General features: G+C 71.9%; 23 protein-coding genes. 11 read left to right on the top strand and 12 right to left on the bottom strand.

Annotated features, from left to right (window positions below):
• Positions 1–42 precede the first annotated feature (42 nt).
• From MQN93_RS00630 to MQN93_RS00640, 3 genes are all read left to right on the top strand, one after another.
• A complete protein-coding gene (locus MQN93_RS00630) occupies positions 43–966 on the top strand; it encodes an LLM class F420-dependent oxidoreductase (RefSeq protein ID WP_242707835.1) in 924 nt (307 codons plus the stop codon).
• A 179-nt stretch (positions 967–1145) separates the two neighbouring features.
• Positions 1146–2642 carry a 3' terminal RNA ribose 2'-O-methyltransferase Hen1 gene (locus tag MQN93_RS00635; protein WP_242707836.1) on the top strand — a complete coding sequence of 499 codons (1497 nt, stop codon included), beginning with the start codon at positions 1146–1148 and terminating at the stop codon, positions 2640–2642.
• Positions 2639–5194, top strand: coding sequence for a polynucleotide kinase-phosphatase (locus MQN93_RS00640; RefSeq protein WP_242707837.1), 2556 nt, complete (start codon positions 2639–2641; stop codon positions 5192–5194). Before MQN93_RS00635 ends, MQN93_RS00640 begins: the two co-directional genes overlap by 4 nt.
• Before the next feature lie 9 nt (positions 5195–5203).
• On the opposite strand, the gene MQN93_RS00645 is transcribed toward MQN93_RS00640, so the two are convergent.
• A complete protein-coding gene (locus MQN93_RS00645) occupies positions 5204–6103 on the bottom strand; it encodes an NAD(+)/NADH kinase (protein WP_242707838.1) in 900 nt (299 codons plus the stop codon).
• Positions 6100–7137 (bottom strand): SPFH domain-containing protein, encoded by a 1038-nt coding sequence (locus MQN93_RS00650; protein ID WP_242707839.1) that lies wholly within the window; start codon positions 7135–7137, stop codon positions 6100–6102. Before MQN93_RS00650 ends, MQN93_RS00645 begins: the two co-directional genes overlap by 4 nt.
• 131 nt (positions 7138–7268) lie before the next feature.
• Here MQN93_RS00650 and MQN93_RS00655 point away from each other — a divergent pair, with 131 nt between their 5' ends.
• Positions 7269–8492, top strand: coding sequence for an arginine deiminase (locus MQN93_RS00655; protein ID WP_242707840.1), 1224 nt, complete (start codon positions 7269–7271; stop codon positions 8490–8492).
• Between the two features lie 89 nt (positions 8493–8581).
• Positions 8582–9589, top strand: a complete 1008-nt coding sequence (gene argF, locus MQN93_RS00660; RefSeq protein ID WP_016432121.1) for an ornithine carbamoyltransferase — start codon at positions 8582–8584, stop codon at positions 9587–9589.
• A 16-nt stretch (positions 9590–9605) separates the two neighbouring features.
• Here argF and MQN93_RS00665 read toward each other — a convergent pair whose 3' ends face one another.
• Entirely contained in the window at positions 9606–10058 is a 453-nt protein-coding gene (locus tag MQN93_RS00665; RefSeq protein ID WP_242707841.1) for an ATP-binding protein, read from the bottom strand.
• 308 nt (positions 10059–10366) lie between these two features.
• Here MQN93_RS00665 and MQN93_RS00670 point away from each other — a divergent pair, with 308 nt between their 5' ends.
• Both MQN93_RS00670 and MQN93_RS00675 read left to right on the top strand, forming a co-directional pair.
• Positions 10367–11194, top strand: coding sequence for an enoyl-CoA hydratase family protein (locus tag MQN93_RS00670; protein WP_016432119.1), 828 nt, complete (start codon positions 10367–10369; stop codon positions 11192–11194).
• A gap of 2 nt (positions 11195–11196) precedes the next feature.
• Positions 11197–13473 (top strand): bifunctional salicylyl-CoA 5-hydroxylase/oxidoreductase, encoded by a 2277-nt coding sequence (locus MQN93_RS00675; protein WP_242707842.1) that lies wholly within the window; start codon positions 11197–11199, stop codon positions 13471–13473.
• A 72-nt stretch (positions 13474–13545) separates the two neighbouring features.
• Here MQN93_RS00675 and MQN93_RS00680 read toward each other — a convergent pair whose 3' ends face one another.
• The 5 genes from MQN93_RS00680 to MQN93_RS00700 all read right to left on the bottom strand — a co-directional run bounded on the left by MQN93_RS00680 (position 13546) and on the right by MQN93_RS00700 (position 18803).
• A complete protein-coding gene (locus MQN93_RS00680; RefSeq protein WP_242707843.1) occupies positions 13546–14754 on the bottom strand; it encodes a sulfate adenylyltransferase subunit 1 in 1209 nt (402 codons plus the stop codon).
• Positions 14755–14756: 2 nt separating this feature from the next.
• Positions 14757–15683: a sulfate adenylyltransferase subunit CysD gene (gene cysD / locus MQN93_RS00685; protein ID WP_242707844.1), complete on the bottom strand. Its 927-nt coding sequence runs from the start codon at positions 15681–15683 to the stop codon at positions 14757–14759.
• Positions 15680–16231, bottom strand: a complete 552-nt coding sequence (cysC, locus tag MQN93_RS00690; RefSeq protein WP_242707845.1) for an adenylyl-sulfate kinase — start codon at positions 16229–16231, stop codon at positions 15680–15682. Before cysC ends, cysD begins: the two co-directional genes overlap by 4 nt.
• 115 nt (positions 16232–16346) lie before the next feature.
• Positions 16347–17159 (bottom strand): PaaX family transcriptional regulator, encoded by an 813-nt coding sequence (locus tag MQN93_RS00695; protein WP_242707846.1) that lies wholly within the window; start codon positions 17157–17159, stop codon positions 16347–16349.
• A gap of 15 nt (positions 17160–17174) precedes the next feature.
• Entirely contained in the window at positions 17175–18803 is a 1629-nt protein-coding gene (locus MQN93_RS00700; protein WP_242707847.1) for an AMP-binding protein, read from the bottom strand.
• Positions 18804–18940: 137 nt separating this feature from the next.
• Between MQN93_RS00700 and MQN93_RS00705 the strand changes: the two genes are divergently transcribed.
• A complete protein-coding gene (locus MQN93_RS00705) occupies positions 18941–20161 on the top strand; it encodes an acyl-CoA dehydrogenase family protein (RefSeq protein ID WP_242707848.1) in 1221 nt (406 codons plus the stop codon).
• Complete coding sequence (locus tag MQN93_RS00710) at positions 20158–20556, top strand: RidA family protein (protein WP_242707849.1); 399 nt, start codon at positions 20158–20160, stop codon at positions 20554–20556. The genes MQN93_RS00705 and MQN93_RS00710 overlap by 4 nt, the downstream gene beginning before the upstream one ends.
• Before the next feature lie 41 nt (positions 20557–20597).
• Here MQN93_RS00710 and MQN93_RS00715 read toward each other — a convergent pair whose 3' ends face one another.
• Complete coding sequence (locus MQN93_RS00715; protein WP_242707850.1) at positions 20598–20792, bottom strand: DUF5999 family protein; 195 nt, start codon at positions 20790–20792, stop codon at positions 20598–20600.
• 226 nt (positions 20793–21018) lie between these two features.
• Here MQN93_RS00715 and MQN93_RS00720 point away from each other — a divergent pair, with 226 nt between their 5' ends.
• Both MQN93_RS00720 and MQN93_RS00725 read left to right on the top strand, forming a co-directional pair.
• A complete protein-coding gene (locus MQN93_RS00720) occupies positions 21019–21489 on the top strand; it encodes a DUF6299 family protein (RefSeq protein WP_016432108.1) in 471 nt (156 codons plus the stop codon).
• A 184-nt stretch (positions 21490–21673) separates the two neighbouring features.
• Positions 21674–22531, top strand: a complete 858-nt coding sequence (locus MQN93_RS00725; protein ID WP_242707851.1) for a PaaX family transcriptional regulator — start codon at positions 21674–21676, stop codon at positions 22529–22531.
• A gap of 30 nt (positions 22532–22561) precedes the next feature.
• On the opposite strand, the gene MQN93_RS00730 is transcribed toward MQN93_RS00725, so the two are convergent.
• From MQN93_RS00730 to boxB, 3 genes are read right to left on the bottom strand one after another with little or no spacing between them, the layout of a single operon-like run.
• Positions 22562–23419 carry an amidohydrolase family protein gene (locus tag MQN93_RS00730; protein ID WP_242707852.1) on the bottom strand — a complete coding sequence of 286 codons (858 nt, stop codon included), beginning with the start codon at positions 23417–23419 and terminating at the stop codon, positions 22562–22564.
• Entirely contained in the window at positions 23416–24945 is a 1530-nt protein-coding gene (locus tag MQN93_RS00735; protein WP_242707853.1) for a benzoate-CoA ligase family protein, read from the bottom strand. The genes MQN93_RS00730 and MQN93_RS00735 overlap by 4 nt, the downstream gene beginning before the upstream one ends.
• Before the next feature lie 10 nt (positions 24946–24955).
• Positions 24956–26377 (bottom strand): benzoyl-CoA 2,3-epoxidase subunit BoxB, encoded by a 1422-nt coding sequence (gene boxB / locus MQN93_RS00740; protein ID WP_242707854.1) that lies wholly within the window; start codon positions 26375–26377, stop codon positions 24956–24958.
• Position 26378 lies beyond the last annotated feature (1 nt).

The raw sequence follows: 26378 nt of genomic DNA on the forward strand, positions 1-26378 counted from the left end.
ACCGGTGGGGTCGACCGGACCCCGGGCGTGCAGGATGGACGCATGGATCTTCGCATCTTCACCGAGCCCCAGCAGGGGGCGTCCTACGACACTCTGCTCACCGTGGCGAAGGCCACCGAGGACCTCGGGTTCGACGCCTTCTTCCGCTCCGACCACTATCTCCGCATGGGCTCGGGCGACGGCCTCCCCGGCCCCACCGACGCCTGGGTCACCCTCGCCGGTCTGGCCCGCGAGACCAAGCGCATCCGCCTCGGCACCCTGATGACGGCCGCCACCTTCCGGCTGCCCGGCGTGCTCGCCATCCAGGTCGCCCAGGTCGACCAGATGTCCGGCGGCCGCGTCGAACTCGGCCTCGGCGCGGGCTGGTTCGAGGAGGAGCACAAGGCGTACGGCATCCCCTTCCCGAAGGAGAAGTTCGGCCGCCTGGAGGAGCAGCTCGAGATCGTCACCGGCCTGTGGCGCACCGAGCTCGGCGAGACCTTCGACTTCCACGGCACGTTCTACGACCTCACCGACTCACCCGCGCTGCCCAAGCCCGCCCAGGACCGCATCCCGGTGCTGATCGGCGGCCATGGCGCGACCCGCACCCCGCGTCTCGCGGCCCGGTTCGCCGATGAGTTCAACATGCCGTTCGCCGGCGTCGAGGAGAGCGAGCGGCAGTTCGCCCGCGTCCGCGCCGCCGCCGAGGAGGCCGGCCGGGGCGCGGACGACCTCGTCCTGTCCAACGCCCTCGTCGTCTGCGTCGGCAAGGACGACCAGGAGGTCGCCCGCCGCGCCGCAGCCATCGGCCGCGACGCCGACGAGCTGCGGGCCAACGGTCTGGCCGGCACCCCGTCCGAGGTCGTCGACAAGATCGGCCGCTACGCCGAGATCGGCTCCCGCCGCCTCTACCTCCAGGTCCTCGACCTCTCCGACCTGGACCACCTGGAGCAGATCTCCTCCCAGGTCCAGTCGCAGCTGTCGTAGCGGCCGGCGAGGTGCCGTAGGGCTGCCGTAGGAATGCCGTAGGAATAAACAAAGGCGCCGGTCGGCCGCCGTATGCGAAGGTGGGACGGTCGTCCTGCCGAGCCCCCAGGATCACCCTTCCTGGGGGCTTTCGCGCGCACGGCACCGAAAACCGTCCACCGGCCTGAGAGGCCCTGCCCATGTTCCTGACCCTCACCACCACCGGCACTCCCGAACGCCCCGCCACCGACCTCGGCTATCTGCTGCACAAGCACCCCGACAAGGCGCAGGCGTTCTCCACCTCCTACGGCACCGCGCACGTCCTCTACCCCGAGGCGGACGACCGGCGCTGCACGGCGGCGCTGCTGCTGGAGGTCGACGCGGTGGCGCTGGTGCGGCGGGGGAAGGGCAAGGGGCGCGGCGGTGCCCCGGACGCGGCGCTCGCGCAGTACGTCAACGACCGCCCGTACGCGGCCTCCTCACTGCTCGCCGTGGCGCTGAGCAGCGTGTTCTCCAGCGCGATGAAGGGCACCTGCCACGCCAGGCCCGAGCTGCCGGCCGAGCCGCGCCCGCTGCGCATCGAGGTGCCCGCGCTGCCCGCCCGCGGCGGCCCCGAGCTGGTGCGGCGGTTGTTCGAGCCGTTGGGCTGGGCGGTGGCCGCGCAACCGGTCGCCCTGGACGCCGAGTTCCCGGAGTGGGGCGACTCGCGCTATGTGCGGCTGGTCCTGGAGTCGCAGGCGCTGACCCTCGCCGAGGCGCTGCGCCATCTCTACGTCCTGCTGCCCGTGCTCGACGACGCCAAGCACTACTGGGTCGCCCCCGACGAGGTCGACAAGCTGCTGCGGGCCGGTGAGGGCTGGCTGGCCGAGCACCCGGAGCAGAAGCTGATCACCAGCCGCTATCTCTCCCGCCGCTGGTCGCTGACCCGGCAGGCCATGGAGCGGCTGGAGCTGGTGCGCCTCGCGGAGGCCGACGACAGCGAGGTCGAGGAGATCGACAACGCGGTCGAGGCGGAGACCGAGGAGGAGCAGCGGCCGACCCCGCTCGCCGTGCAGCGACGGGACGCGATCATCGAGGCCCTGCGGGCGTCCGGCGCGAGTCGTGTCGTCGATCTCGGCTGCGGACAGGGCCAGTTGGTGCAGGCGCTGCTCAAGGACTCGCAGTTCACGCAGATCGCCGGTGTCGACGTGTCGATGCGCGCGCTGACCATCGCCTCCCGGCGGCTGAAGCTGGACCGCATGGGGGAGCGGCAGGCATCCCGCGTCACGCTCTTCCAGGGCTCGCTCGCCTACACCGACAAGCGCCTCAAGGGCTACGACGCCGCCGTGCTGAGCGAGGTGATCGAGCACCTCGACCTGCCGCGGCTGCCGGCCCTGGAGTACGCGGTGTTCGGCGCGGCCCGTCCGCGCACGGTCCTCGTGACCACCCCGAACGTGGAGTACAACGTCCGCTGGGAGTCCCTGCCGGCCGGCCATGTCCGGCACGGCGACCACCGCTTCGAGTGGACCCGCGAGGAGTTCCGCTCCTGGGCGCGGGCGGTGGCCGAACGGCACGGCTACGGCGTGCGGTTCGTGCCCGTCGGCCCCGACGACCCCGAGGTCGGGCCACCCACCCAGATGGCCGTGTTCGAGCTCGACCCGGCCGGACCGAAGACCGAGAAGAACGAGAAGAACGAGAAGGAGGCGAAGGCGGCATGACCGAGACACAGAGCAGCACAGAGGCCGAAGGGCGGGTCCTGCCCGTCACCGACCTCTCCCTCGTCGTCCTCGTCGGCGCCTCCGGCTCCGGCAAGTCCACTTTCGCCAGGCGCCACTTCAAGCCGACCGAGGTGATCTCCTCCGACTTCTGCCGCGGCCTGGTCTCCGACGACGAGAACGACCAGAGCGCGACGCGGGACGCCTTCGACGTCCTGCACTACATCGCGGGCAAGAGGCTGGCGGCCGGCCGCCGCACGGTCGTCGACGCGACCAGCGTGCAGCAGGACGCCCGGCGCCAGCTGATCGACCTGGCCCGGCAGTACGACGTGCTGCCCATCGCGATCGTGCTGGACGTCCCGGAGGAGGTCTGCGCCGAGCGCAACGCGGCCCGCACCGACCGGGCCGACATGCCGCGCCGGGTCATCCAGCGCCACATCCGCGAACTGCGCCGTTCCCTGCGGCACTTGGAGCGCGAGGGCTTCCGCAAGGTGCACGTCCTGCGCGGCGTGGAGGACATCGACAGCGCCACCGTCGTCACCGAGAAGCGCTTCAACGACCTCACCCATCTCACCGGCCCGTTCGACATCGTTGGCGACATCCACGGCTGCTCCGCCGAACTGGAGTCGCTGCTCGGCAAGCTGGGCTACACCGACGGTGTGCACCCGGAGGGCCGTACGGCCGTCTTCGTCGGCGACCTCGTCGACCGCGGCCCCGACAGCCCGGGCGTGCTGCGCCGCGTGATGTCGATGGTGAAGTCGGGCAACGCGCTGTGCGTGCCCGGCAACCACGAGAACAAGTTCGGCCGCTACCTCAAGGGCCGCAAGGTCCAGCACACCCACGGACTCGCCGAGACCATCGAGCAGATGGAGGGGGAGAGTGAGGAGTTCACCCGCGAGGTAAGGGAGTTCATCGACGGGCTCGTCAGCCACTACGTCCTCGACGGCGGCCGGCTGGTGGTCTGCCACGCCGGTCTGCCGGAGAAGTACCACGGCCGCACCTCGGGGCGGGTCCGCTCGCACGCCCTGTACGGCGACACCACCGGCGAGACCGACGAGTTCGGGCTGCCGGTGCGCTACCCGTGGGCGGAGGACTACCGCGGCCGGGCGGCGGTCGTCTACGGCCACACGCCCGTCCCGGAAGCGACCTGGCTCAACAACACCATCTGCCTGGACACCGGCGCCGTCTTCGGCGGCAAGCTCACCGCGCTGCGCTGGCCGGAGCGCGAACTGGTCGACGTACCGGCCGAGCAGGTCTGGTACGAGCCGGCGCGGCCGCTGCGCACCGAGGCGCCCGGCGGGCAGGACGGGCGGCCGCTCGACCTGAATGACGTGCACGGCCGCCGGGTCGTGGAGACCCGTCACCAGGGCCGGGTCGCGGTCCGCGAGGAGAACGCGGCGGCGGCGCTCGAGGTCATGAGCCGTTTCGCGGTGGACCCGCGGCTGCTGCCGTACCTCCCGCCGACCATGGCGCCCACGGCCACGTCCAAGGTCGAGGGCTACCTGGAGCACCCGGTCGAGGCGTTCGCGCAGTACGCGGCCGACGGCGTCGCACGGGTCGTGTGCGAGGAGAAGCACATGGGCTCGCGTGCGGTGGCGCTGGTGTGCCGGGACGCGGAGACGGCGCGGCGGCGGTTCGGGGTGGACGGCCCCACCGGGGCCCTCTACACCCGTACCGGCCGGCCGTTCTTCGACGACGAGGCGGTGACCGAGGAGATCCTCGGGCGGGTCCGCACGGCGATCGGCGAGGCCGGTCTGTGGGACGAACTCGCCACGGACTGGCTGCTGTTGGACGCCGAGCTGATGCCGTGGTCGCTGAAGGCCTCCGGCCTGCTGCGCTCGCAGTACGCCGCCGTCGGTGCCGCGTCGGGCGCGGTGTTCCCGGGTGCGCTCGCCGCGCTGGAGGCCGTCGCGGCGCGGGGCGTCGAGGTGAGCGACCTGCTGTCCCGCCAGCGTGAACGCGCCTCGAACGCGGCCGCGTTCACGGATGCGTACCGCCGCTACTGCTGGACGACCGAGGGCCTGGACGGCGTACGCCTCGCGCCGTTCCAGATCCTCGCCGTCCAGGGCCGCAGCCTGGCCGGGCTGCCGCACGACGAGCAACTCGCCCTGCTCGACCGGGTGGTGGAGCACGACGCGAGCGGCCTGCTGCAGACCACGCGACGGCTCTACGTCGACACCGGTGATGCGGAGTCGCTGCGGGCCGGCGTCGACTGGTGGCTGGAGATGACCGGCCGCGGCGGCGAGGGCATGGTCGTCAAGCCCGTCGGCGCGCTGGTGCGCAGCGACGAGGGCCGGCTCGTGCAGCCGGGCATCAAGTGCCGGGGCCGCGAGTACCTGCGGATCATCTACGGTCCGGAGTACACACGCCCCGACAACCTCACCCGGCTGCGCTCCCGCTTCCTCAACCACAAGCGGTCGCTCGCGATCCGCGAGTACGCCCTCGGCCTGGAGGCCCTGGACCGACTGGCGGAGGGCGAGCCGCTGTGGCGGGTGCACGAGGCGGTCTTCGGCGTCCTGGCACTGGAGTCGGAGCCGGTCGACCCGCGCCTGTGACGCCCGGCGTCAGCCGACCAGCCGCAGCCGCCGCCCGCACATCCCGACCGTCAGGGACTGACCCCAGGTCAGGTCGAGGGCGTCGGACTCCATCCCGTCCCCGAAGGCGACGAGCCGTTCGGATTCGACGGTGAGGTGGAGTCGGGAGGAGGCTGCGAGTTCCCCGGCGACCAGGGTGGTCCCGGTGGCGGGGGACGGCCAGGCCTCGCGTACGAACCACAGGAGGCGTTCCTCCGTGGGGGAGGGCAGCGACAGCTGCCCTCCCCTCTCCTGCCACACCGACCGGATCCAGCCGGTCGCCCCCGTGCCCGTGCCGACGATCACCCCGGACGAGGCCTGGGCCTCGACGACACCCCCGTCGTCCTCGAGGCCCAGGCGGTATCGGGCGGTCTGATGACCGGCGGCGCCCAGGTAGATCTCGTTCAGTGCCACGAGCCGCTGGGTGTCGTCGGCCACGGCTTCGACCATGGTGAGTTCGTCGAAGGGGCCCGCTGCGGATTGCGTGGAGCGCAGCAGCGCCCCGGCGTCCCCGGGCCGGTGCCGCACCAGGACGCCGGGGTTGCGCCCGGGATCGGTGTCGATGCCCACCACCGGCTGCCCGGCGAGGTACTTGGCGACGTTCGCCACCAGCCCGTCCTGTCCGACCACGACCACCACGTCCTCCGGCGCGAACAGGAAGCGGTCCAGATCCGCCCGTTCGACCAGCGACTGACGCCAGGTCAGCGGAATCGCGGCCGTCACCACGGCCAGCGCCCGCCGGGCCCGGCGGTGCCGCTCGGCGACCTCCTCGATGTCCCGCCCCCGGGAGGAGAGGAAGAACGCGGCCTGCCCGTGCGTGCCGTGCCGGGCCACCAACTCCTCGTACTCCGTGGTGCGGTGGACGAGCACGGCGCGCGGGGCGAGACTCACGCCGGCTCTCCGTGGCCGAGCCGGGTCAGCAGCCCCGTCAGCACGTCCGGCGAGACGGTCACGCTGTCGATGTGCGGCAGGTTCTCCGCGAGCCGGGTCCCGGTGAGGGCGTTGAGGGTTGCCACGTCCACCTCGGCATGGACCCGCAGCCAGGCCGCCTGCGCCTGCGCCCGCGCCTCACCCGTCTCGCGCGCCCCCTCGGCCTCCGCACGCGCGAGCCGCACCGACCGCGTCGCCTCCGCCTCGGCGAGCTTCACCGTCCGGGCGGCCTCGGCCTCGGCGCGCACCGCGTCCGCCGCGGCGTGCTCCTCGGCCTCGCGCCGGCTGTTCGTACCGCGCTGCTCGACCAACTGCTCCTCACGGCGGGCGAGTTCGATCTGGCTGGCCAGTTCGTTCTCGGCGATGGCCCGCTCGCGCTCGACGGCCACGGCCCGCCGCTCGTAGGTCGCCCGGTCGGCCTCCTGCTGGATCTGCTCGCGGGCCGGTGTGCGCAGGGCCCGCTCCACCTCGGGCTCGGGCCGCAGCGCCATCACGCGTACGGCGACGACCTCGATGCCGGTGGCCGGCAGCCGCGGCTCGCCGCCGAGCCCGGCCGCCACCCGCTCCCGTACCGCCGCCACCCCGTCGACCAGCGCCGACGACAGCGGCGTACGGGCGAGGACGTCCAGGGCGTGCTGCTGCGCCGTCTCCGTCAGCAGCGTGCCGAGCTGCTCCAGGGGCGACCCGCGCCACACGCCGGTGTCGGGGTCGACGGAGAAGTCCAGCCGGGCCGCGGCGAGGGCCGGGTCGCTGATCCGGTACGTCACCGTCGCCTGCACCGTCACGTCCTGGAAGTCCGACGTACGGGCATGGAAGGTCATCGCCAGCTCCCGGTCGTCGACCGGCACCTCGGACAGCGCCGCGGTCAGCGCGCGGAACCAGAAGCTGAGCCCGGGCCCGTCGTGCAGCAGCCTGCCGTCGCGGTGGTGGCGGATGTGCGCGGTCGGCGCCCCGCGCAGATGGCGCCAGCCCAGGCGCCGGGTGATGTCGGCCATCGGACCCCCTTGTTTCTCGTCTGTTCGACGATAAAGAGGGAAAGCGCTTATCGTCAAGGGGACGAAAACAAGACGTCACGGAAACGGGCCATCGGCGGGTCAAGACGCCCGCCGATGGTCAGGATGGAGGCATGGGATTCCATGTCGACTCCGAGGCCGGGCGGCTGCGCCGCGTCATCCTTCACCGGCCGGATCTCGAGCTCAAAAGGCTCACCCCCAGCAACAAGGACGCGCTGCTCTTCGACGACGTGCTCTGGGTGCGCCGGGCGCGCGCCGAGCACGACGGGTTCGCCGACGTCCTGCGCGACCGCGGGGTCGCCGTCCACCTCTTCGGCGACCTGCTCACCGAGGCCCTCCAGGTCCCCGAGGCCCGCACCCTCGTCCTCGACCGGGTCTTCGACGAGAAGGAGTACGGCGTTCTCGCCACCGACCACCTCAGGGCCGCGTTCGAGACGCTTCCCTCGCCGGAGCTGGCCGAGGCCCTGGTCGGCGGCATGACCAAACGCGAGTTCCTGGACGCGCACCCGGAGCCGACCTCGGTGCGCTTCCATGTCATGGACCTCGACGACTTCCTCCTCGCGCCCCTGCCCAACCACCTCTTCACCCGCGACACCTCCGCCTGGATCTACGACGGCGTCTGCGTCAACGCCATGCGCTGGCCCGCCCGGCAGCGCGAGACGGTCCACTTCGAGGCGATCTACCGCCACCACCCGCTCTTCCGTGACGAAACGTTCCGCGTCTGGTCCGAGGGGCAGTCCGACTACCCCTCCACCATCGAGGGCGGGGACGTCCTGGTGATCGGCAACGGCGCCGTCCTGATCGGCATGAGCGAGCGCACCACCCCGCAGGCCGTGGAGATGCTCGCGCACAAGCTCTTCGAGGCGGGCTCGGCCACGACGATCGTGGCCCTCGACATGCCGAAGCGGCGCGCCTTCATGCACCTCGACACCGTGATGACGATGGTCGACGGCGACACCTTCACCCAGTACGCGGGCCTCGGCATGCTGCGCTCGTACACCATCGAACCCGGGGCCGGGGACAAGGAGCTCAAGGTCACCGACCATCCGCCGGAGCACATGCACCGCGCCATCGCCGCGGCCCTCGGGCTCAGCGAGATCCGGGTGCTGACCGCGACCCAGGACGTGCACGCGGCCGAGCGCGAGCAGTGGGACGACGGCTGCAACGTCCTGGCCGTCGAGCCGGGCGTCGTCGTCGCCTACGAGCGCAACTCCACCACCAACACCCATCTGCGCAAGCAGGGCATCGAGGTCATAGAGATCCCCGGCAGCGAGCTGGGCCGGGGCCGGGGCGGGCCGCGCTGCATGAGCTGTCCGGTCGAGCGGGAGGCCGTATGAGAGACCTGACCGAGGGACCCGGCCGTATAGAAATACAAATATTCGTATAGACTTCCAGCGTAGATGTTCCCGCATTCTGGAGTGCCCCCATGGCGTCAGTCCCGACCGCCCTCGCCGGCCGCCACTTCCTCAAGGAGCTCGACTTCACCCAGGAGGAGTTCCTCGCGCTGATCGAGCTGGCCGCCGAACTGAAGGCCGCCAAGAAGGCCGGGGCCGAGACCAGGCATCTGAGCGGGAAGAACATCGCGCTGGTCTTCGAGAAGACCTCGACGCGCACCCGCTGCGCGTTCGAGGTCGCCGCCGCCGACCAGGGTGCCTCGACGACGTACCTCGACCCGTCCGGCTCGCAGATCGGGCACAAGGAGTCCGTGAAGGACACCGCGCGCGTGCTGGGGCGGATGTACGACGGGATCCAGTACCGCGGACACGGTCAGGGTGTCGTCGAGGAACTCGCCGCGTACGCCGGGGTGCCCGTCTACAACGGGCTCACCGACGAGTGGCACCCCACCCAGATGCTGGCCGACGTGCTCACCATGACCGAGCACACCGACAAGCCGCTGACCGCGACGGCCTTCGCCTACCTCGGCGACGCCCGCTACAACATGGGCAACTCCTACCTGGTCACCGGCGCCCTGCTCGGCATGGACGTCCGTATCGTCGCGCCCCGGCTGCTGTGGCCGGACGAGACGATCGTGGAGGTCGCCCAGCAGCTCGCCGCGGCCTCGGGCGCCCGGATCACGCTCACCGACGACGTGAAGGAGGGGGTGCGGGGCGCCGACTTCATCGCCACCGACGTATGGGTGTCGATGGGGGAGCCCAAGGAGGTCTGGGACGAGCGCATAGCGCTGCTCGGCCCCTACGCCGTGACCATGGACGTCCTGCGCGCCACCGGCAACCCCGACGTGCGGTTCCTGCACTGCCTCCCGGCCTTCCACGACCTCGGCACCGACGTCGGCCGCGAGATCCACCAGCGCCACGGCCTCACCGAGCTGGAGGTCACGGACGAGGTGTTCGAGTCCGAGTACTCCGTGGTCTTCGACGAGGCCGAGAACCGGATGCACACCATCAAGGCGGTCCTGGTCGCCACACTGGCCTGACTGGCGCGGGCGGCGCTCAGAGAGGACGCCGCTGCTGCGGCACCGCCGGCAGCCGGAACCACACGGCCTTGCCCGAGATGGTCGGGCGATGCCCGCACGACGAGCTGAGCGCGCGGATCAGCAGCAGCCCGCGCCCGCCCTCGTCCCAGACGTCGGGCTCCTTGTCACTGGGCCAGGTCAGCTCGTACGGCGGCATCGGGTCGGGGTCGTGCACCTCGACCTGGCAGCCGCCCGGCAGCAGCTCCACCACGAGTTCTATGGGCGAGTCCCCGACGGTGTGCTCCACGGCGTTCGCCACCAGCTCCGCCGTGAGCAGTTCCGCGGTGTCGCAGTCGGCCCCGTGGTCCAGCTCGGCCAGCGCCGTGCGCACCAGGGCACGGGCCACGGGCACGGCCGCGACGGAGTGCGGCAGCGCGATGCGCCATGAGGCGGAGGCGGAGGGGCGTTGGTACAAGGCGGGTCCGTTCATAGCAGGCTGTCCTGCTTTCAACCGTATGAATGGTACGGCGCCGTCCGGCAGAGTCCTCCGGAGGGCACCGCGCGGGACCTTCGGCCCCGCTGCCAGGCGGCTTACCCCTCACGACGCCCCGCCTCGCGCGGCTGCTCCGGCCGTAGCCCGGCTGTCGACGATCCGTGACGGATGTGACCCGGCGGGGTCGGTTCCGGACGGTTCCGGACCGGTCTATCGCGCGCTCCTGACGACAGTCACGAATAAGTGATAACTTCGAGGGGCAGAGCTCAGCACGGCAGTGCCCGCCCACGAGGAGGCCGCACGTCATGAGTCCCTTCACCGGATCGGCCGCCCGCACCACACGCTGGGAGCATCTGCGCGTGGAGCTCGCCGACGGGGTCGCCACGGTCACGCTCGCCCGGCCCGACAAGCTCAACGCGCTCACCTTCGGCGCCTACGCCGACCTGCGCGATCTGCTCGCCGAGCTGTCCCGCGAGCGGACCGTACGGGCCCTGGTGCTGGCCGGTGAGGGCCGCGGCTTCTGCTCCGGCGGCGACGTCGACGAGATCATCGGCGCCACCCTCGCCATGGACACCGCCCAGCTCCTCGACTTCAACCGCATGACCGGACAGACCGTGCGGGCGATCCGGGAGTGCCCCTTCCCGGTGATCGCGGCCGTGCACGGGGTGGCGGCGGGCGCCGGAGCGGTCCTGGCGCTCGCGGCGGACTTCCGGGTGGCCGACCCGAGCGCCCGCTTCGCGTTCCTGTTCACCCGGGTCGGACTGTCCGGCGGCGACATGGGCGCGGCCTATCTGCTGCCCCGGGTGGTCGGACTCGGCCACGCCACCCGGCTGCTCATGCTGGGCGAACCGGTCCGCGCCCCCGAGGCCGAGCGCATCGGCCTGATCAGCGAGCTGACCGACGAGGGCCGTGCCGACGAGGCCGCCGGAGCGCTGGCCCGCAGGCTCGCCGAGGGCCCGGCGCTGGCGTACGCGCAGACCAAGGCCCTGCTCACGTCCGAACTGGACATGCCGCTCGCCGCCGCCGTCGAACTGGACGCCGCCACCCAGGCCCTGCTGATGAACGGCGAGGACTACGCCGAGTTCCACGCGGCCTTCACCCAGAAGCGCCCGCCCAAGTGGAGGGGGCGATAGCGATGGAGACCTCGCGCATCGCGATCATCGGCGGCGGCCCCGGCGGGCTCTACGCCGCCGCCCTGCTCAAGCGCCTGGACCCCGCCCGCGAGATCACCGTCTGGGAGCGCAACGCCCCCGACGACACCTTCGGCTTCGGAGTGGTCCTCTCCGACGAGACGCTCGGCGGCATCGAGCACGCCGACCCGCTGGTCTACGAGGCCCTGCAGAAGGACTTCGTCCGGTGGGACGACATCGAAATCGTGCACCGGGGCGTGCAGCACACCTCCGGCGGTCACGGCTTCGCGGCCCTCGGCAGGCGCCGTCTGCTGCAGATCCTGCACGAGCGCTGCCACACCCTCGGCGTGGAACTCCGCTTCCGCTCCGAGGCGCCCCACCCCGACGAGCTGTCCCGCTCGTACGACCTGGTCGTCGCCGCCGACGGCGTGCGCAGCACCGTCCGCGACACCTACGCCGACGACTTCCGTCCCCGGCTGGCCGCCCACCGCTGCCGCTACATCTGGCTCGCCGCCGACTTCGCCTTCGACGCCTTCCGCTTCGAGATCGCCGAGACCGAACACGGCGTGATGCAACTGCACGCCTACCCCTTCGCGGCCGACGCCTCCACGGTGATCGTCGAGATGCGGGAGGAGGTGTGGCGCGCGGCCGGCTTCGCCGATCTCGACGAGGCGGGGTCCGTCGAGCGCTGCGCCAAGATCTTCGCGGAGGCGCTCGGCGGTCGGCCGCTGCGCTCCAACAAGTCGGCGTGGACGACCTTCCGCACGGTGACGAACGAGCACTGGTCGCGCGGCAACGTCGTGCTGCTCGGCGACGCCGCGCACACCGCCCACTTCTCGATCGGCTCCGGCACGAAGCTCGCCGTCGAGGACGCGCTCGCCCTGGCCGCCTGTCTGGAGGAGCAGCCCAGCCTGGACAAGGCGCTCGCGGCCTACGAGGAGGAGCGCAGACCCGTCGTCGCCTCCACCCAGCGCGCCGCCCGCGCCAGCCTGGAGTGGTTCGAGAACCTGGGGCTCTATCTCGACCAGCCGCCCCGCCAGTTCGCCTTCAACCTGCTCACCCGCAGCCGCCGCGTCACCCACGACAACCTCCGGCTGCGCGACGCCCGTTTCACCGGGGCCGTGGAGCGCGAGTTCGGCTGCCCGCCCGGTACGCCGCCGATGTTCACGCCGTTCCGGCTGCGCGGGCTGACCCTGCGCAACCGGGTCGTCGTCTCGCCCATGGACATGTACTCGGCCGTCGACGGCGTGCCGGGCGACTTCCACCTGGTCCACCTCGGCGCACGGGCCCTCGGGGGCGCGGGCCTGGTGATGACCGAGATGGTGTGCGTCAGCGAGGAGGGCCGGATCACCCCCGGCTGCACCGGGCTCTACACCGCCCGGCAGGCCGACTCCTGGAAGCGGATCACCGACTTCGTGCACGCCCAGGCCCCCGGCACCGCGATCGGTGTCCAGCTCGGCCACTCCGGGCGCAAGGGCTCGACCAAGCTGATGTGGGAGGGCATGGACGAACCCCTGGACGAGGGCAACTGGCCGCTCGCCGCCGCCTCCGCACTGCCGTACAAACCGGGCAGCCAGATCCCCCGCGAACTCAGCCGCGCCCAGCTCACGGACATCCGCGAGCAGTTCGTGGCCGCCGCCCGGCGGGCCGCCCGCGCCGGCTTCGACCTGCTCGAACTCCACTGCGCCCACGGCTACTTGCTCTCCGGCTTCCTCTCCCCGCTGACCAACCGGCGTACCGACGCCTACGGCGGCTCGCTGGAGAAACGTCTCCGCTTCCCGCTGGAGGTCTTCGACGCCGTACGCGCGGTGTGGCCGGGGGAGAGGCCCATGACGGTCCGCATCTCCGCCACCGACTGGGCCGAGGGCGGCACGACGGCCGAGGACGCCGTCGACATCGCCCGCGCCTTCGTCGCACACGGGGTCGACGCGATCGACGTGTCGACGGGCCAGGTCGTCGCCGACGAGCACCCGGAGTTCGGGCGCTCCTACCAGACCCCGTTCGCCGACCGCATCCGCCACGGCACGGACGTCCCGGTCATCGCGGTCGGCGCCATCTCCTCCTGGGACGACGTCAACTCCCTGATCCTGGCGGGCCGTACGGACCTGTGCGCCCTGGCCCGCCCCCACCTCTACGACCCCCACTGGACCCTCCACGCGGCAGCCGAACAGAACTACACCGGCCCGGGCATCACCTGGCCGGCGCCGTACCGAGCGGGCAGCCGCCGCCCGCAGACGGGACGCACGGACGGGCCCAAGCCTCGGCTCACTCTGGGGAGTTGAGGGTTCGCCGGGGGCGGCGCCCACCTCGCGGGCAGCACCCCGGATCAGCCGCACGACACCCCCGGCCCCGGCTCACCCCGCGGAGTCGACCACCGCCATCCCCGCCGTGAGCGTGGCGCCGTCCGCGGGGTCGATCAGGATGAAGGCGCCGGTGCGGCGGCAGGTGGTGTAGTCGTCGAGCGTCAGTGGGTCAGCGGTGTGGAGGGTGATGCGGGCGAGGTCGTTCGTGGTCAACTCGGCTGCTCCTGCAAGGTCCTTGACGATCGCTCGCACGGTGCGGGTGGTGTGGCGGACCAGGACGCGGTCGCCGATCCGGAGCGGTCGGTCGGCCAGGTGGCAGGCGTTCGCGGTGATGGTGCGCGTGAGTGTGGGAGATGCCCCTGCCGTGATCATGTCGCCGCGTGAGACGTCCCGTTCGTCCGCCAGCCGTACGCTGATCGACTGCGGGGCGTACGCGACCTGCTGGGCGGTGCCGAGTACGTCGATCCCGGTGATCTCGGTGGTCTCGCCGGACGGGTGCACGGTGACCCGGTCGCCGACCCGCAGTGAGCCGGACGCCAACTGGCCCGCGTAGTACCGGACTTCGCCGTCCCGGATGACGTACTGCACGGGGAAGCGGGCGGGCGCGTCGGCGGCCTCGGTGCCGACGGGGACGGTCTCCAGGAACTCCAGGAGTGCCGGTCCCTCGTACCAGTCCATGTGCGCGGAGCGCTCCACCACGTTGTCGCCGACGAGCGCCGACACCGGCACCGGCGTGAATCCCGGCAGGCCGAGCTCCGCCGCGTGTCCCGCGAAGTCCTCGACGATCTCCTCGAACCGCTGCTGCTCGTAGTCGACCAGGTCCATCTTGTTCACGGCCAGGACGACCCACGGGACCTGGAGCAGCGCGGCCACCGCCGCGTGCCGGCGGGTCTGTTCGACGACGCCGTTGCGGGCGTCGACGAGGATGATGGTGAGTTCGGCGGTGGAGGCGCCGGTGACCATGTTGCGGGTGTACTGCACATGGCCGGGGGTGTCGGCGAGGATGAATCGCCTGCGGGGGGTGGCGAAGTAGCGGTAGGCCACGTCGATCGTGATGCCCTGTTCGCGCTCGGCACGCAGGCCGTCCGTGAGGAGGGCGAGGTCGGGGGCGTCCTGGCCGCGGTTGCGGGAGGCGTGTTCGACGGCTTCCAGCTGGTCGGTGAGGACCGACTTGGAGTCGTGCAGCAGCCGGCCCACCAGGGTCGACTTGCCGTCGTCCACCGAGCCCGCGGTGGCGAAGCGCAGCGTGTCCACAGTCATGTCTAGAAGTACCCCTCGCGCTTGCGGTCTTCCATCGCGGCCTCGGAGAGCCTGTCGTCGGCGCGCGTCGCGCCCCGCTCGGTCAGCCGGGACGCGGCGATCTCCGCGATCACCTTGTCGATGGTGTCGGCGTCGGAGTCGACGGCGCCGGTGCAGGACATGTCGCCGACCGTGCGGTAGCGCACCTGCCGCTTCTCCACGGCCTCGCCGTCCCTGGGCCCGCCCCACTCACCGGCCGTCAGCCACATCCCGCCGCGCCGGAAGACCTCGCGGTGATGGGCGTAGTAGATCTGCGGCAGTTCGATCCGCTCGCGGGCGATGTACTGCCAGACGTCCAGCTCGGTCCAGTTGGACAGCGGGAAGACCCGGACGTGCTCGCCGGGGGCGTGCCGGCCGTTGTACAGGTTCCACAGCTCGGGCCGCTGACGGCGCGGGTCCCACTGCGAGAACTCGTCCCGCAGGGAGAACACCCGTTCCTTGGCCCGTGCCTTCTCCTCGTCGCGCCGTCCGCCGCCGAAGACCGCGTCGAACCGCTCCGCCTGGATCTTCTCCGTCAGCGGCAGCGTCTGCAGCGGGTTGCGCGTCCCGTCCGGACGTTCGCGCAGCACACCCCGGTCGATGTAGTCCTGCACCGAGGCCACATGGAGCCGCAGCCCATGTGCGGCCACCACACGATCGCGGTACTCCAGCACCTCCGGAAAGTTGTGCCCGGTGTCCACGTGCAGCAGCGAGAAGGGGATCGCCGCCGGGGCGAACGCCTTCAGCGCCAGGTGCAGCATGAGGATGGAGTCCTTGCCGCCGGAGAAGAGGATCACCGGCCGTTCGAACTCGCCCGCCACCTCGCGGAAGATGTGCACCGCCTCGGACTCCAGCGCGTCCAGATGCGAGAGCACGAAGCCCCCGGACGCCCCCTCGGCCGCCGCACTCACAGCAGCCCCCGCTCCACCAGCAGCGCATGCACCGCGTCCGCCGACTCCCTGGGCGTCTGGTGCTGCGTCGCCAGCACCAGATCCGGGTCCACGGGCGGCTCGTACGGATCGTCGACCCCGGTCAGCCCCACCAGCTGCCCCGCGGCCTGCCGGGCGTAGAGCCCCTTCACGTCCCGCTCGCTGCACACCTGGACCGGAGTGGCCACATGCACCTCGATGTACGGCGTCGCGCTGGCCTCGTGCCGTTTGCGCACCGCCTCGCGGCTGTCCGCGTACGGCGCGATGACGGGGACGACCGAGAGCACGCCGTTGCGCGCGAGGACCTCGGAGACCAGGCCGATGCGCTGCACGTTCGTGTTGCGGTCCGCGCGGGAGAAGCCGAGGCCCGCGGAGAGGAAGCGGCGTATCTCGTCGCCGTCCAGGACCTCCACACGATGTCCCTCGGCCCTGAGGCGTTCGCCGAGCAGACGGGCGACGGTCGTCTTGCCCGCGCTCGGCAGTCCGGTGAGCCAAACAGTGGCTCCCTGAGCCCTTGCCGTGGTGGTCATGCGCAACGGTCCTCTTTTCTTACCTGGCGACAGCCCGAGCACCCTAGGTAAGAAACTTGAGAAGAGGGAGAGAAAAACCTGAGCGTTGCGTGAGGGACCGCAGGTGTGCCGGGGATCACACCCCCACGAACTCGGCTCCCGTGTCCCTCAGCCGCGCGTGCAGCCCCCGGAAGACGGCGGCCGAGCGGACGCCGGGCCAGTCGTCGGGCAGGAGGCGGGCGGGCAGGCCCGGGTCGGCGTAGGGCAGGTGCCGCCAGGAGTCCAGGGCGAGGAGGTAGTCGCGGTAGGCCTCCTCGGGCGGGGTGTGCGACCGCTGCTCCCATCCGCGCAGCACGGGCCCGTGACGGTCGAGGAAGGCCTCGTGCTCCTTGGCGATCGCGGCCAGGTCCCACCAGCGGGCGACCGCCTCCCGGGTCGCCGCGAACCCGAGGTGCTCGCCCCGGAACAGATCGACGTACGGGTCGAGGTGCAGCCGCTGCAGGGTGTGCCGGGTCTCCTCGTACAGCCGGGCGGGAGCGATCCACACCCCGGGCGTCGCGGTGCCGAAGCCCAGCCCGGCCAGCCGGGAGCGCAGCACATGCCGCTTCTGCCGCTCCGACTCCGGCACGGAGAACACCGCGAGCACCCAGCCCTCGTCGTCGGGCGGCGCCGAGGCGTAGATGCGCCGGTCGCCGTCGTCGAGCAACTGCCGGGCGTCCGGCGACAGTTCGTACCCGGCCGCGCCCTGCGCCGTACGGGCCGGCAGCAGCAGCCCGCGGCGTTTGAGACGGGACACCGACGACCGTACGGAGGGCGCGTCCACGCCCACCGCGGCGAGCAGCCGGATCAGTTCGGCGACGGGCACGGGACCCTCGGCGAAGCGTCCGTAGGCGCCGTAGAGCGTGACGATGAGAGACCGTGGTGCATGCTGGTCGGACACGTTGATCATCTTAGGTCGTCGGCATCAGTGCTGGTCACCTTCGGTGTCACGTTCGACCGCGGCTTCGGCGCCGGTCGCGTCCCGCAGCCGGAAGCGCTGCAGCTTGCCGGTCGCGGTGCGCGGCAGGGCGTCGAGGAAGACGATCTCGCGGGGGCATTTGTACGGCGCCAGCTCGGACTTGACGAAGGCGCGCAGTGCTTCGACGTCCCGTACGGCGCCCTCCTTGAGGACGGCGTACGCCACGACCACCTGGCCGCGCGCCTCGTCGGGGCGCCCCACGACGGCCGCCTCCACCACGTCCGGGTGGCGCAGCAGGGCGTCCTCGACCTCGGGTCCCGCGATGTTGTACCCGGCCGAGATGATCATGTCGTCGGCGCGGGCGACATAGCGGAAGTAGCCGTCGCCGTCGCGGACATAGGTGTCGCCGGTGATGTTCCAGCCGTCGCGCACATAGACGCGCTGGCGCGGGTCGGAGAGGTAGCGGCAGCCGACGGGGCCGCGTACCGCGAGCAGTCCCGGCTCGCCGTCGGGCAGCGGCTCGCCGTTCGCGTCCTGCACCCGTGCCTGCCAGCCCGGTACGGGAGTTCCGGTCGTGCCGGGACGGATGTGCTCGTCGGCGGCGGAGATGAAGATGTGCAACAGCTCGGTGGCGCCTATGCCGTTGATGATGCGCAGCCCCGTGCGCTCGTACCAGTTCTGCCAGGTGGCGGCGGGCAGGTTCTCGCCGGCCGACACACAGCGGCGCAGCGACGCGACGTCGTAAGCGTCGAGTTCGTCGAGCATCGCGCGGTAGGCCGTGGGCGCGGTGAACACCACGGACACCCGGTGCTCGGCGACGGCCGCCAACAGCTGCTTGGGATGGGCCTGTTCGAGCAGGAGGGCGCTGGCGCCGGCCCGCATCGGGAAGACGACCAGACCGCCGAGCCCGAAGGTGAAGCCGAGCGGCGGACTGCCCGCGAAGACGTCGTCCGCGCGGGGCCGCAGCACATGCGCCGAGAAGGTGTCCGCTATCGCCAGCACATCGCGGTGGAAGTGCATGCACCCCTTGGGGCGGCCGGTGGTGCCCGAGGTGAACGCGATCAGCGCGACGTCGTCGGCCGCGGTGTCGACGGGCTCGTACGGGGTGTCGGGCGCGGGCCTGCGCAGCAGGTCGTCGGGGGCGTCGCCGCCGTACGTCGTGATCCTGAGGCCCGGTATCTCGGCCTTGGCGAGGTCGTCGACGGACCGTATGTCGCACAGCGCGTGCCGCACCTCGGCGATGGCGCAGATCGTGCTCAGCTCGTGCGGGCGCTGCTGGGCCAGCACGGTCACCGCGACCGCGCCCGCCTTCAGCACGGCCAGCCAGCAGGCCGCGAGCCAGGGCGTGGTCGGGCCGCGCAGCAGCACGCGGTTGCCCGGGACGACGCCGAGGTCCCGGGTGAGGACGTGCGCGATGCGGTCGACGCGGGCGCGGAGTTCGCCGTACGTCCAGGACGGGCCGACGGGGGTGTGGAACACCGGGCGGCCGGGGTCGGCGTGGTCCAGGAGCTCGGCGGCACAGTTCAGCCGATCGGGGTAACGCAGCTCCGGCAGATCGAAGTGGAGTTCGGGCCACTCCGCGGGCGGCGGCAGGTGGTCGCGCGCGAAGGTGTCGACATGGGCCGAGACGTTCATGGCGGTGCGCCCCCTTGCCGTTGTGGGCGTCGTGGTGGGCCTGGGGTCCGTCCAGTACGTGGAGCGTATCGTGTTGGTGACGACAGTCAACGGTGCGCGATAACCTCGTGGGAGGTACGGAGCAGAGGGGACCGGCAATGCCCGCATTCTCACTCGAACCGGAACAGATCGCCTGGTGTGGCGAGCTGCGCACCCTGGCCGCCGAGCAACTGCGCCCGCTCGCCGAGAAGGGCGAACCGGGGCACGTCAACCGCGCGCTCGTCGCGGAACTGGGCCGGCTCGGACTTTTGGGCCGCCTGTTCACCTCGGGCGCCCTGGACCTCTGCCTGATGCGCGAGTCCCTCGCCCACGCCTGCACGGAGGCCGAGACGGCGCTGGCCCTGCAGGGGCTCGGCGCCCACCCGGTGCACGCCCACGGCACCCCGGCCCAGCGCGACCGCTGGCTGCCGCGGGTCGCCGACGGCACGGCGGTCGCCGCGTTCGCACTGAGCGAGCCGGGAGCGGGCTCGGACGCGGCGGCACTCGCGCTGCGGGCGGACCCGGACACGAAGGCGGGCCCTGACTCGGGCACGGAGGCGGCCCGGCCGGACGACGAGCCTGTAGCTGGGCCGATCGCCGAGCCCGACGGCCCCTCCCGCTGGCGGCTCACCGGCGAGAAGTGCTGGATCTCCAATGCGCCGGAGGCCGACTTCTACACCGTCTTCGCCCGGACCACCCCCGGCGCGGGCGCCCGCGGGGTGACTGCCTTCCTGGTGCCGGCCGACCGCCCCGGGCTCACCGGCACGCCCCTCGACATGCTGTCCCCGCACCCCATCGGCGCCCTCGACTTCGACGCCGTACCCGTCACCGCGGACGATGTGCTCGGCGAGGTGGACCGCGGCTTCCGGGTCGCCATGGGCACCCTCAACCAGTTCCGCCCCAGCGTCGGCGCGTTCGCGGTCGGCATGGCGCAGGCGGCGCTGGACGCGACCCTCGCGCACACGTCCCGACGGGACGCGTTCGGCGGGAAGTTGAGCGATCTGCAGAGCGTCGCCCACCAGGTCGCCGAGATGGCGCTGCGCATCGAGGCGGCCCGTCTCATGGTGTACGCGGCGGCGACGGCGTACGACGAGGGCGCCCCCGGAGTCCCCAAGCGCGCGGCGATGGCGAAGCTGCTCGCGACCGAGACGGCGCAGTATGTCGTCGACAGGGCCGTCCAGTTGCACGGAGCCCGGGCCCTGCGCCGCGGGCATCTCCTAGAACACCTCTACCGCGAGGTGCGCGCCCCGCGCATCTACGAGGGTGCGAGCGAGGTCCAACGCGGCATCATCGCCAAGGAGTTGTACGCCGCACTGGCGGCAGGGGAGGAATCGCAGTGAGCACCGAGCGCGTCAATCCGCCCGAACTCTCCCCGCCGACCGGCTTCTCCCACGCGGTCGTCGCCACCGGGTCCCGCGTGGTCTTCCTGGCCGGCCAGACCGCTCTGGACGCCGACGGAAAGATCGTCGGCGACACCCTCCCCGAGCAGTTCGAGCGGGCCCTGGCCAATCTGCTCTCGGCTCTGCGCGCGGCGGGCGGCACCCCGGCCGACCTCGCCCGCGTCACCGTCTACGCCACCGATGTCGCCGCGTATCGCGTCCATGCGCGTGAACTGGGCGGACTCTGGCGCGAGTTGGCGGGCCGCGACTATCCGGCGATGGCCGTCGTCGAGGTCGTACGCCTGTGGGACGAGCGGGCGATGGTGGAGCTCGACGGGTTCGCCGTGCTGCCGTAGGCAGCCGTGCCCGACCGCAGTGGGCTCGGGCCGTGGTCGGCTCAGGCCGCGACGGCCAGTCGCTCGACGGGCAGCCGGTGCGGTGCGACCGCGCGGCCGTCGGGCGTCAGCTCGCCGGTGTCGTCGAAGACGATCGCGCCGTCGCACAGAAGGCTCCAGCCCTGCTCGGGGTGGGCGGCGACGACGTGCACGGCGGCGGTGTCGAAGGAAGGGCACGAGGGCTGGTGGGAACACATGGCGCACCTCCACGTCGGTCGGGACCGTCCGTCCGGTCCCTATGAACAGACCATGCTCCCGTCGTGAACTCATCGGAACGGCCCGCCGTGAAGCGTGACAACACGCGGACAACCCCCGGACCGTTCCACGACGGTCGCAGCGGACTCGCCACCGAAGGGGTGACGGTCACGGCCGTCGACGCACTTGCCGGGTACCAGTGGAAACCCCACCTACAGGAGGTTTCCCATGACGAAGCGCCCCGCCCTCGCCCTCACGGCAAGTGCCGCGCTCTTCCTGCTCGCCGCTCCGGCCGCCACCGCGACCGCGGCCCCGCACCGGGCCGCGGACGTGAAGGAGACGGTGACCGTCGACCCGACGGGCCGTATCGCCGAGGACGGCACCGTCACGCTGTCGGGCACCTATCGCTGCGTCGGCAGTACCGGTCCCGCCTTCGTCAGCTCCAACATCCGTACCACCACCACGAACTCGGCCACGAGCCCGAGCAGCACGACCGTGATCCAGGGCATCGGCGGCACCATGGCCGTCTGCGACGGTGCCACGCACCGCTGGGAGAACAGCAGCAAGCCGGCGCCGGAGGTGAAGTCGGGCAAGGTCAGCGTCGAGGCCACGGTCACGGAGCTGGAGTTCCACGGCATCCTGCCCCTGCCCCGCTTCCACGCCATGCAGCGGCACGACGTCACCCTGGCCCGGGACTGACCGCCGCAAGTCGCCCCGTCGCGCCGCCGAACCGTACGGTCGGCGGCGCGCGGCATGCCAGGAGCCGGGTCGGGTCCGCCTCCGGACCAGACGCTCTACTTATCGCTCGCGCGACGACAAGATATTGTGTAGGTACGGCGACGGGCAGCCGGCGGCGAGGAACGTGACGAGGGGTGTGACGGGCATGGCGAAGGACGCGTCCGCACGGCCGGTGGTCAGCCGTCGCCGGGAGGTCGGCGACACGAGCGCCCGTTCGCTGCTGATGACCATCCTCGGCGAGTACGTCCTGCCCCGCGGCCGACCGGTGTGGACCTCGGCCCTCGTGGAGGCGCTCGCACTGTTCGGCGTCGAGGAGAAGTCGGCCCGCCAGGCGCTGGCCCGGACCGCCGCCGAGGGCTGGCTGGCCTCCGAGCGGGTGGGCCGGCGCACGCGCTGGGCCCTCACCCCGCCCGGCCGCCGTCTGCTGACCGAAGGCGCGCAGCGCATCTACGACTTCGGCAGCGAGGAGCGCACCTGGGACGGCACCTGGCTGATGGTCCTGGTCTCGGTGCCGGAGTCCAAGCGGGACCTGCGGCACCGGGTCCGCACCCGGCTCAGCTGGGCCGGCTTCGGCTCCCCGGAACCCGGCGTATGGATCACTCCCCGCACCGACCGGGAGCCGGAGGCGCTCGGCGTGCTGAAGGAACTGGGCCTCGCCGACGACGCGATGTCCTTCACCGCCGCCTACGGCGCCGTCGGCAGCGAGCCGGCCATGGTCGCCCGTGCCTGGGACCTCAGCGAGGTGGAGGACCGCTACGAGGCGTTCATCGACGAGTTCACGGGCCTGCACCCCGCGGACGGCGACGCCGTGCTGCACGCCCTGACCGGCCTGGTCCACGCATGGCGCCGCTTCCCCTTCCTCGACCCCCGCCTGCCCTCGAAGCTGCTCCCGGCGGGCTGGAGCGGCGCCAGGGCGGCGGCCCTGTTCCACGCCAAGCACGCCGAATGGAGCGCGGGGGCGCAGCAGCGGTGGGAGGAACTGGCGGGCCGGGACGCGCCCTAGACCGCAAGTCGCCCTAGACCGCGAGTCGCCCTAGACCGCGAGCCCCGGGAACACCTTCGCCGCGTTCTGGGACAGCACGCCCCGCAGGGTCTCCTCCGGCAGGTCCAGTTTGCGCAGGGCGGTGACGTTGGCGGCGGTGCCCGGTACTCCCGGCCAGTCCGTGCCGAAGATCCAGCGGCCCGCCAGCCGGGACAGGTCGAAGCGGGCGTAGTACTCGGGGAGCCTGCGCGGGGGCAGCCCGGCCAGGTCCAGCCAGACGTTCGGGCGGGCCAGCGCGAGGAACGCGGCCGTGTCGTACCACCAGCCGCGCCCGCCGTGGGCGAAGACGAACTGCACGCCGGGGAAGTCCTCCACGGCGTCGAGCATCAGCTGCGGGTCACCGAACCGGGCCCGCGCGCCCGGGAAGGTGGACGTGCCCGAGTGCACGATCACCGGGACACCGCGCTCGGCGCACAGCGCGTAGAGCGGGTACAGCTCCTTGTCGGCCGGGTCGAAACCGGCGTGCACGGGATGCAGCTTGACCGCGACCGCGCCGAGCTCCAGCTGGCGCTCGGCCTCCGCCACCAGCGGGTGGTGCAGATGCGGGTTGACGTTCGCGACCAGCCGGAAGCGCACCGGGTTGCACGCGACGATCGGCAGCAGGTCCTCGATCGGCTGGATGCCCGTGGCTCGCGGGCTGTACTCGCAGAACAGCAGCGCGCGGTCGACACCCTCGGACTCCAGCAGGGCGTCCAGCCGTTCGGGCACCGGATCGCCCCGCTCGTCGTAGGCGTCGCGCCAGGGGTGCCCGGCGGAGAACGTCTGCGCCCACTCGAACCAGGACGGCTTGAGCGTGGACAGCCGCGGCACATGGACGTGCGCGTCCACCACCGGCTCGCCGTCGATCACGGTGCCTCCTCGGAGCGGACCATCTCCCGCAGCACATTGCGCCGGATCTTCCCCGTGGGCGTGCGCGGCAGTTCGGCCAGCGCGACGACCGCGCGCGGACGCTTGAACGCGGCCAGCCCCTCCCGGCACCAGGCCACCAGCGCCTCCGCGTCGACCTCGCGTCCCGCCCTGGGCACCACGCACGCGACCGGCTTGTCCAGCCCGTCCGCGTCCCGCGCGCCCACCACGGCGACCTCGGCCACGTCCGGATGGGCCAGCAGCCGCTCCTCGACCTCGGCGGGCGCGACCCAGATGCCGCCCGCCTTGAGCAGGTCGTTGGTGCGGCCCATGCAGGTGTACGTGCCGTCGCCGTTGCGGACGTAGGTGTCACCGGTCCGCACCCAGTCGCCGAGGAAGACCTGACGGGTGGTGTCGGCGCGGCACCAGTAGCCGGTGGCGGCCGACGCCCCGCGGACGTACAGCTCGCCGGGCACGCCCTCGCCCGCCACCACCCGGCCCTCCCCGTCCCGCAGCTCCACGGCGTACCCCGGAACAGGCTCGCCGGAGGAGCCCGGATGGACCCGCCCCTGCCGATTGGAGATGAAGATGTGCAGCATCTCGGTCGACCCGATCCCGTCGAGGACCTCGACGCCGAACCGCTCCCGCATCCCCCGGTAGATACGCGCCGGCAGCGCCTCACCGGCCGAGACACCCGCGCGTACGGTCGCGAAGGCGTCGTCGGGGATGTCGAGGCCCGCGAGCAGCGCCCCGAGGAAGCCGGGCACGCCGAACAGAAGGGTGGCCCGGTCGGCCGCCGCCCGTTTGGCGAACAGCGCGGGCGAGGGCCGCGCCGGTTCCAGCAGGGCCGTCGCGCCCACCGACAGCGGGAAGAACATCGAGTTGCCGAGGCCGTACGCGAAGAACAGCTTCGCCACCGACAGACAGCGGTCCTCGGGGCCGATGCCGAGCACCTGTCGCCCGTAGGTCTCCGCCACCAGCCTGATGTCCTCGTGCCGGTGCATGGCCGCCTTGGGTGTGCCCGTGGTGCCGGACGTGTAGAGCCACAGGGCGGGGGAGTCCGGCCAGGAGGGGTACGGCTCCTCGTGCGCGCCCGGGGCGGCGGCCCGCAGCCGCTGCCACTCGTCGCCGATCACGACGTGCTGGACCTCCGGAGCCTCCTGCACGGCCGCCCGCACCAGCTCGGCGAACTCGGCCGACCCCAGCACCACGCGGGTACGGCAGTCCGCGACCAGTCGGCCCAGCTCCGCGCCGGTCAGCATGGTCGAGGCGGGCACGGCCACCGCGCCGATGCGGAAGGCGGCGAGGATGCCGGTGAACAGTTCGACGTCGTCCGCCATGCAGAACAGGACGCGTTCCTCGGGCCGCACCCCGAGGGCCCGCAGCCCGGCGGCCACCCGGCGGACCTCGCCGGACAGCTCCTCGTAGGTCAGGGACCGGGTGGGCGTCACGACGGCCGTGCGGCCGCCGTTCCCCTCCGCCGTGTGCCGGTCGACCAGCCACTGTGCCGCGTTGAACAGCTCGGGCATGACGGCCGCCTCACACCAGTCGGACGTACTCGTAGTCGAACGGCTTGCCGTTGATGCCGCTCGTCGGCGGCGCCACCCAGCTCGCGATCTTCCCGCGCTCGTACACCGGCTGCATCAACGACCGTACGAACGCCAGGTCTTCGGCCGTCGGCAGCCACTTCCCGCGGCTCGCCTCCCAGGTCTCCTCGTCGACGATCGTGCCGTCGGGCGTGATGTGATGACCCGAGGCGAGGCCGACACCGCGGTTGAAGCCGGGGTGCGGGAGCGTCAGCCGGACGTCGATGCCGTGCTCCTGAAGGATGCGGTTCCAGCGCTTGACGCCCGTCCGGCAGTCGGCGATGTACTCGTCGCGCAGATCCAGATTGAGGGCGAGCAGCGCGGGCACCTCGTCGACCGCCCAGGTGCCGTCCGGGGCCGGCTTGTCCAACCGCACGCCGTCCTCGGTGAGTCGATGGTCGTCGCCGCGCCGCTCTTCCTGCCAGCGGCCCTTGAGACCGGCCGTGTAGTAGTTGGCCGCGTTGGTGGAGGTCTCGCTGCCGAACAGGTCCAGCGAGACCGTGTAGTGGAAGTTGATGTACTTCTGGATGATGTCGAGCGGGATGCCGCCGCAGGCCGCGATGTCCAACGTGTCGTGCTCTCGCACCAGTTGGGCGCTGCGGGTGACCACCCGGTCGACCCCGGTGGTGCCCACCATCATGTGGTGCGCCTCCTCCTTCAGCATGAAGACGCAGGTCCGCGACAGCGGATCGAAGGCGCTCTCCTTGAGTGAGCCCAGCTGGTACTTGCCGTCCCGGTCGGTGAAGTACGTGAACATGTAGAAGGCCAGCCAGTCGGCGGTCTCCTCGTTGAACGCGCCCAGGATGCGCGGCGAGTCGGGGCTGCCGGAGTTGCGGTACAGCAGCGCCTCCGCCTCCTCGCGCCCCTCGCGGCCGAAGTAGGCGTGCAGCAGATACACCATCGCCCACAGATGCCGCCCCTCCTCCACATTGACCTGGAAGAGGTTGCGCAGGTCGTACAGGCTCGGCGCGCTCAGCCCCAGCAGGCGCTGCTGCTCCACCGAGGCGGGCTCGGTGTCGCCCTGGACGACGATCAGCCGCTGCAGATCGGCGCGGTACTCGCCGGGCACCTGCTGCCAGACCGGCTCGCCCTTGTGCTCGCCGAAGGCGACCCGGCGGTCCGGGGTGGGCTCGGCGAGGAAGATGCCCCAGCGGTAGTCGGGCACGTTGACGTGATCGAAGTGCGCCCAGCCGTCGCGGCCCACCGACACGGCCGTCCGCAGATAGACGCCGTGGTTCTCCAGCGACGGGCCCATCTCGCCCCACCAGCCGAGGAACTTGGGCTGCCAGCCCTCCAGCGCGCGCTGCAGCCGGCGGTCGTCGGCCAGGCCGACATTGTTGGGGATCTTGGAGTCGTAGTCGATGGCGGTGGGCATC

The sequence above is a fragment of the Streptomyces spinosisporus genome, assembly GCF_022698145.1.
Taxonomy (GTDB): Bacteria; Actinomycetota; Actinomycetes; order Streptomycetales; family Streptomycetaceae; genus Streptomyces; species Streptomyces spinosisporus.

Bases quoted from the DNA above. Each gene is read 5' to 3' on its own strand.
- MQN93_RS00640 (WP_242707837.1), top strand. From the start codon at position 2,639: ATGACCGAGACACAGAGCAGCACAGAGGCCGAAGGGCGGGTCCTGCCC.
- MQN93_RS00675 (WP_242707842.1), top strand. From the start codon at position 11,197: ATGGAGACCTCGCGCATCGCGATCATCGGCGGCGGCCCCGGCGGGCTC.
- MQN93_RS00725 (WP_242707851.1), top strand. From the start codon at position 21,674: ATGGCGAAGGACGCGTCCGCACGGCCGGTGGTCAGCCGTCGCCGGGAG.
- MQN93_RS00705 (WP_242707848.1), top strand. From the start codon at position 18,941: ATGCCCGCATTCTCACTCGAACCGGAACAGATCGCCTGGTGTGGCGAG.
- MQN93_RS00720 (WP_016432108.1), top strand. From the start codon at position 21,019: ATGACGAAGCGCCCCGCCCTCGCCCTCACGGCAAGTGCCGCGCTCTTC.
- MQN93_RS00635 (WP_242707836.1), top strand. From the start codon at position 1,146: ATGTTCCTGACCCTCACCACCACCGGCACTCCCGAACGCCCCGCCACC.
- MQN93_RS00700 (WP_242707847.1), bottom strand. From the start codon at position 18,803: ATGAACGTCTCGGCCCATGTCGACACCTTCGCGCGCGACCACCTGCCG.
- cysC (WP_242707845.1), bottom strand. From the start codon at position 16,231: ATGACCACCACGGCAAGGGCTCAGGGAGCCACTGTTTGGCTCACCGGA.
- boxB (WP_242707854.1), bottom strand. From the start codon at position 26,377: ATGCCCACCGCCATCGACTACGACTCCAAGATCCCCAACAATGTCGGC.
- MQN93_RS00695 (WP_242707846.1), bottom strand. From the start codon at position 17,159: ATGATCAACGTGTCCGACCAGCATGCACCACGGTCTCTCATCGTCACG.
- MQN93_RS00735 (WP_242707853.1), bottom strand. From the start codon at position 24,945: ATGCCCGAGCTGTTCAACGCGGCACAGTGGCTGGTCGACCGGCACACG.
- argF (WP_016432121.1), top strand. From the start codon at position 8,582: ATGGCGTCAGTCCCGACCGCCCTCGCCGGCCGCCACTTCCTCAAGGAG.
- MQN93_RS00650 (WP_242707839.1), bottom strand. From the start codon at position 7,137: ATGGCCGACATCACCCGGCGCCTGGGCTGGCGCCATCTGCGCGGGGCG.
- MQN93_RS00670 (WP_016432119.1), top strand. From the start codon at position 10,367: ATGAGTCCCTTCACCGGATCGGCCGCCCGCACCACACGCTGGGAGCAT.
- MQN93_RS00680 (WP_242707843.1), bottom strand. From the start codon at position 14,754: ATGACTGTGGACACGCTGCGCTTCGCCACCGCGGGCTCGGTGGACGAC.
- MQN93_RS00665 (WP_242707841.1), bottom strand. From the start codon at position 10,058: ATGAACGGACCCGCCTTGTACCAACGCCCCTCCGCCTCCGCCTCATGG.
- MQN93_RS00630 (WP_242707835.1), top strand. From the start codon at position 43: ATGGATCTTCGCATCTTCACCGAGCCCCAGCAGGGGGCGTCCTACGAC.
- MQN93_RS00715 (WP_242707850.1), bottom strand. From the start codon at position 20,792: ATGTGTTCCCACCAGCCCTCGTGCCCTTCCTTCGACACCGCCGCCGTG.
- MQN93_RS00655 (WP_242707840.1), top strand. From the start codon at position 7,269: ATGGGATTCCATGTCGACTCCGAGGCCGGGCGGCTGCGCCGCGTCATC.